This is a genomic window from Curtobacterium sp. S6 (assembly GCF_000710345.2).
GTDB lineage: Bacteria > Actinomycetota > Actinomycetes > Actinomycetales > Micrococcaceae > Rothia.
On the sequence record NZ_JHEL01000009.1, the window covers coordinates 189,816 to 196,161 of the forward strand.

Annotated in this window: 3 protein-coding genes; 2 read left to right on the top strand and 1 reads right to left on the bottom strand. The window is 67.2% G+C overall.

The genetic code is table 11. The features are described from left to right. Positions 1 to 74: 74 nt before the first annotated feature. Positions 75 to 1,166: an alanine dehydrogenase gene (gene ald / locus CURSPS6_RS01115; protein WP_030013468.1), complete on the top strand. Its 1,092-nt coding sequence runs from the start codon at positions 75 to 77 to the stop codon at positions 1,164 to 1,166. A gap of 55 nt (positions 1,167 to 1,221) precedes the next feature. Beyond that, complete coding sequence (locus CURSPS6_RS01120) at positions 1,222 to 2,388, top strand: polysaccharide pyruvyl transferase family protein (RefSeq protein ID WP_051687477.1); 1,167 nt, start codon at positions 1,222 to 1,224, stop codon at positions 2,386 to 2,388. Positions 2,389 to 2,446: 58 nt separating this feature from the next. On the opposite strand, the gene CURSPS6_RS01125 is transcribed toward CURSPS6_RS01120, so the two are convergent. Continuing rightward, the gene (locus CURSPS6_RS01125; RefSeq protein WP_051687478.1) at positions 2,447 to 6,214 is read right to left on the bottom strand and encodes a S8 family serine peptidase; all 3,768 of its coding nucleotides are present in this window, start codon (positions 6,212 to 6,214) and stop codon (positions 2,447 to 2,449) included. Positions 6,215 to 6,346 lie beyond the last annotated feature (132 nt).

Consider the following 6,346-nt stretch of genomic DNA (forward strand, 5'->3'; position numbering starts at 1 on the left):
GCGACGCGCGATAATTAACCGTGGCCGCGAACGACGATGTTGTGCGGTCGTCGCATCGAAAGGAACAGCAAAACATGCGTATTGGTGTGCCCACCGAGATCAAGCCGGAGGAACGTCGGGTCGGGATGACCCCCGATGGCGTCCACGCCGCGGTTGAAGCAGGTCATGAGGTATTCGTACAGTTCGGCGCGGGCGAGGGGTCGGGGTTCAGCGACGCTGAATATACCGAGGCCGGCGCCCAGCTGGTGACTCAGGATGAGGCCTGGGGCCGCGCGGAGCTTCTGGTCAAGGTCAAGGAGCCCGTGGAGCCCGAGTACTCCTTCCTCCGCGAGGATCTGACGCTTTTTACCTACCTTCACCTGGCCGCCGATCGGCCCCTGACCGAGGCCCTGGTCAAGGCAAAGACCCGGGCGATCGCTTACGAAACCGTGCGGGAGGGGCGTCTGCTGCCCCTGCTGGCTCCCATGTCGGAGATCGCGGGTCGGTTGGCGGCCCAGGCGGCGTCGCAGTTCACGCTCCACACGCAGGGCGGTCCCGGGATCCTTCTGGGCGGTGCCCCCGGCGTGGCCCCGGCGCGCGTCGTCGTATTGGGTGGCGGCACCGTGGGAACGCAGGCCGCCCTGTTGGCCGTGGGCCTTCGCGCCGAGGTCACGATCCTCGACGCCTACCTGCCCCGGGTCCGTGAGCTCACCGACTACTTTGGCAACTCCGCGCGGGTCTTGGCGAGCAATCCCCGCAACATCGAGCGGGAACTCGAGACCGCCGACGTCGTGGTCGGCTCGGTGCTGATCCCCGGCGCCGCGGCACCCAAATTGGTTCGCCGGGAGCACCTCAAGCTCTTGAAGCCGGGTTCCTTGCTGATCGACGTCGCGATCGACCAGGGTGGTTGCTTCGAAACCTCGCACCCCACCACGTACGACGACCCGATCTTCGAGGTCGACGGCATCCGGCACTATTGCGTGGCGAACATGCCGGGGGCGGTTCCGCGGACCGCGACCGCCTCGTTGACCAACGCGACCCTTCCGTACGTGCTTCAGCTGGCCAACGGGGTAGACCAGGCCCTCAAGGCTTCCGAGCCGTTGCAGAAAGGTCTGAATACCGATCAGGGCAAGATCACCTTCCCCGGCGTCTCGCAGGCCTTCCCGGATCTGCCGGCCCGCCCCTGATCAGGCGTGTCGTCGGTGGCTCGATATTTGGCTGAAATGCGAATAACCTCGGGCCATGGCAGAGCACACCCCCGATGAGCCGCCGCGGCGCGGCGCGAGCGACGGAGCGATCTATCTCGTCTCCACGGCAGGCATTCCCAACTTCGGCGACGAGCTGATCGCCGAACGGTGGGTTTCGTATCTTGCCGAGGTCGCGCCGCACCGCGAGGTCTGGCTGGATGTCCGCGAGCCCGGGACGGTCTCATCGTTGCTCAAGGGCATTCACCCGAATCTTCACGTGACCAACACGGCGATCCGCACGGTGCACGATTCCCTGCACGTTTCGCAGCGAACGGTCAAGGACCTGGTCCAGAACCTCGGTTCGCCCCGCTTCGACATCGGGCTACTGGAGATGCGCGAGGCCTCGGTGCTCCACCTGCTCGGCGGCGGTTTCGTCAACGCGATGTGGCGCGAGAATTCCCTGCTGGTCGAGGTCATGCGCGCGGCCGCCGAGGTCTCGGGCGCGCCACTCATCGCCACCGGACAGGGCATCATGCCGCCCGGCCCGGAGACCTTCCAAGGATTCGACCACGTCAGTGTCCGTGATCGCCCGAGCGCGGATCACCTGGGAATCGAATTAGGGTACGACGACGCCTATCTGGTGCCGGCCTGTCCTTCGGTCCCGGCCGAGTCTCGGGAGACCGAGGCGTACGTGTGCCTCCAGGGAGATCTGCTCAATCCGGGGGACCTGGAGCGATTCGTCGAGTTCGCCACCGCGCAACTGCGCGAGTGGGATATTCCGCCGGAGCGGGTCACCTACGTCGAGGCGTTGCCTGGGGAGGATTATCCCGGTCACGCCATGCTCCGAGACTCCATCGGGGAGCACCGTTTTATCCCGTTCAGCGCCATGTGGCGCGAGGGGATCGACTGGGGGCCGCATCAGGTGTGGATCACCACCCGATTCCATCACCACCTGGTGGCGTCGTTGCACGGGGCGCGCGGCGTCGCGCTACCGGGCAAGGCAGGATACTACGACATCAAACACAGCTCGCTCGCGGCTCTCGGCACCGGCTGGAAGATCAGTGCCGGCGATCTGGGCGACGTCAGGCCGCTGAACGAGCTCGGCTCGCCGCACGGGCTGGAGGCCGCGGTCGCGGGGAAGAACGCCGAAGCCGACGAAATCTACGCGAGCTTCCGGGAGCCCTCGCTCTCACCTCGCACCGACTCGGGATTTCCCGGTTAATGAGTGACCCCGCGGGGGCGGAACGATCCGTCCCCGCGGGGTCACTTGGTCCTTGGGCCTATCGCCGGGAAAGGACCACCCGGTCGTACCGGTAGAGGAACGCCGCCATCTGGCCCCGTTCCACCGGGCTGAAGGGTCGGAACGTTCCGTCCGCCCAACCCTTCGAGATGCCCTGCTCCTTCATCCAGGCGATCTCGCGGGAGAAGACCGCATCGGGTCCCACGTCGGTGAAGGATGAACGCTCACCGGGGTCAAAGGCCGGGGACCCGGCCATCCGGTAGAAGAAGGCGGCCATCTGGTCCCGGTTCACCGCGGCGTAGGGGCGGAAGGTGCCGTCCGGCCACCCGCGGGTGATGCCCGTCGCGCTCAGCCAGGAAATCTCCTTGTAGAACACGTGGTTGGTCGGAACATCCGAGAAGCGCGATTCCGACGGCGGCGTGAAGGAAGGCTTACCGGCCAGGCGGTAGAGGAAGGCCGCCATCTGCCCGCGGTCCACCGAGGCGCCGGGGCGGAAGGTGCCGTCGGGCCACCCGGTGGTGATGCCGCGGTCCGCGAGCCAGGCGATCTCGTCGCGGAACACGTAGTCCTGCGGCACGTCCGAGAACCGAGGATCGTGGCCGGACGGCTTCGACGCCACCCGGGCCGCGACGACCTGGGCCTTACCGCCGTCCTCGTCCTGGACCACGCCGCTCAGGTCACCCGTGCCGTTGCCCAGGTGCAGGAACAACGCCCGCGACGGCTCCTCCCGATCGCTGCGGTGGGCCGTGATCGTGCCCGGAACATCCTGGTGCAGCACCGGTGTGGTCATGGCGCCCGAGGAGAACCACAGATCGGGGTGGAAAGGATCGTAGGAGATCCATCCGGTCAGATCCACCGGGTTCCGCTGCGTGGCCGAGTAGGTCAGGACAGAGTATTGGATCTGCTGCGTCTGGCTCGGGTCCAGGCCGAGGGCCCGCAGGGAGATCGGCAACACCACGGAATTGGTGTCCATGGGGTTGGTGTCCAGATCGCCGTAGGCTCCATTGATCGGTTGGGTATCCAGCACGACCTCTCGACCGTTGCGGTACGTGACCAGCGAGACGACCGGGTAATCGGCGCCGGCCGGCTGCGAGGTCATGGCCACGGCGTCGGGGAAGCCATCGCCGTTCACGTCGAGGACCACCGAGATCTGGCGCGAGGGATTCAAGCTGTCCCAATTTCCCCAGGTCGACACGCCGATGCCGAGCATGGCGTCGCGGACATCCTTCCCCTGGGACGCGAGCATCGGGGCATTCGAGGTGGCCCCCACGTACTGGAGGTCCAGGTTCTGCAGGGACGGCATCGCGAGGTCGCTAGTGGGGATGCGCGGGCTGGATTCGCCCAGCTGGAAGGCGCCCAGCATCGAGGTGTATCCGCCGTGGTCGACGCCGTGGCCGGTCATCGCGAGGGACGTTTCGTGGGAGCCTTTCCCGAACTCGATGTTTGCGTCCTCGATCTTCATGGCCGAGACCGGCTTGGGCGCGCTGTGCAGCGGCAGACGCGTTTGGCGTCCGTCTTCGGTCAAGGTCAGGCGCCCGGAGGCGGCGGCAACGAATTGCCGGGCGCGGTCCTGCAGAACGCGTTGCATGGTCGGGTCGATGGTCTTGGCGAGCTTCTCGGGATCGACGCTGGCCGTGACGGTCACGTGGCGGCTCTCGCCGGGGCCCACGCTGACGCGAGGCTCAAAGGAGTACTCCACGCCCGGCATCTGGGTGCTTGCCTCGTAGCCGAGGTCAAAGGTGTGGCTCCGGGAATCGCGGTTGTCCACCACGATGTCCCTCCGGAAGGTGCCGGGTTTGTCGCCGATTTCCAAGACCCCAAACGAGGAGCCCACGATGTCCGGGCGTTGCGCGTCGTAGACCAGAACATTTTGGTCCACGGCGGCGCGAGCGTCGATCCGTCCGGAGCCGACGCGTTCAACCGACTCAACGCGGCCCTTCGCGTCGGTCACGTGGTGCGTCGCCGAATTCATGATCGCGGCCTTGATCATCGACGGCGTGTACCGCTGGTGGGCCTCCATGACCAGGGCCGCGACGCCGGCGGTGTGAGGGGTCGCCATCGAGGTGCCGCTCTCCACGAGGGAACCGGATCCGCTCCCTACGCCCGCCGAGGCGATGGAGGTTCCGGGCGCGGCAACGTCGGGCTTGGTGTATCCGTTACTGCCGTGCATGCCACGGGACGAGGATTCGTTGATGGTGTCCAGCGCGTGGGACGGGAAGGTCTGCGTGCCGATGAGCTCCGGGGAGAGCGAGACGGAGAGGTTTCCCTCCTCGGCGGCGTGGCGCATCGACTCGGCGTAGGAACGGTTCAGGCGGACGCCCGGGATGGTCGAGTTTCCGGCGATGCCCGCCTCATCGGCCTCGACGGCCCCCGCGAGCACGACTCCCTTGCCCCCGGCCTTCTCGATGTTGTCGAAGCGCACCGCGGAACCGCACGGGTAGCTGTCGGGATGATCGGACCAGTCGATCCATACCCACCGACCGTCGAACCGGGTGCCCTGGAAGGGTTCGCAGGCGAAGTGGTTGTCCGCGGGGGCCACGACCACGTTGCCGGTGAGATCCTTCGGGTTGGCGTCGGTCCAGGGGAAGTTCGCGCTGTAGTCGCCCACGGCGCGCTCCTCCGGGCCGCCCGCCACCGTGTATCGCACGCCGTCGCCGTGGGCCAAAGAACCCTTGGAATTGGCGACGGTCAGGGCGCTCGCCGCGTTGCCCGGCGACCCGGAGACCGAGTTGATGTCCCCGTCGTTGCCGGCCGCGACCACCGACAACACGCCCTGGCGGGTCAGCGCATCGATCAGACGGTTGTCCGGGTCGTCGGAGGCGGCAAAGATCGTGCCGAGGGACAGATTGACGATGTTCGCCGCATCGGAATAGTCGCCGTCGCCGTTGGGATCCAGGACCCGGTCAAGGGCCTCGCCCGTGAGGTTGGTGGACCCGTGGCAGCCGAAGACGCGGAACGAGATCAGCCCGGCCTCGGGGGCGGTTCCGGGGCCGATCTTCATGTCCCGGACCTGCGCCTCGGTCAGGGAACGGTAATCCCCGCGAAAGGTCGTGCCGTCGGCGGTGACCCCGTAACCGGCGGCCGTTCCTGCCACGTGGGTTCCGTGCCCTCCCGCCTTGCAGTCCAGCGGGTTGTCGTCCGGGTGGGGCACGGCGTGGTCGGGGTCGGATCCGTCGTAGTCGTCACCGGCGAAGTCCCACCCGCCGAGGAACTTGTGGGGGTCGTAGAGTCCCGACTCGGGGGAGGGCAACCGCTGCGAAGAGTGTGCCGTGTCGTAGGCCTGGGTCGTTCCGGGGCCGCCGAAGTCGGCGTGCGTGTAGTCCAACCCGCTGTCGATCACCGCGATCCGAACGTCCCGGCCGGTCCGTCCCGTCTGCTCCCACTGTTGCAGCGTTCCGGTGTCGATCACCGAGCCCGCGTTGGAGCGGGTTTTCGGGATGATCGGGGAGATCCTGACGACGTCGTCGCGCCGGGCGAGGTCCCGGATCTCGGCCGCCGAGCCCTTCAGGGCCACCCCGCGCAGCGCATTATGCGTGGTGTAGAGAACGTCGGCGTGCGCGCTGGAGGCGAGGTGACGTCCCGTGCTGGCCACCTCGCGCTGGATCGCCTGGACCCTGGCCTGCGCCTGGACCGTGGATCGAGGTTGTCCCGGGGCCACCTTCGGTTGGGTCGAGGCGAAAGCCCCTTGGCCCCGCAGCTCGACGAATACCGAGATATCGCCGTCGGCGTGGGCCAGGGAGGGGCTGATCTTATCCGACGGGCCAAAGGCGTGAGTCTGGTGCTCGGGGAGATCGGTGCCCGGCTCCACGGCCCAGGTGGGAGAGAAGGACGGGGCGATCAGGCCTAGATGTACGAGGGCAGGAGGTTGGTGACGCCAGCACGGAGCTGAGATGCTGGGGGATGTCCGCCCGCTCCGCTATGGGGGCGGTGGTAGTTGTAG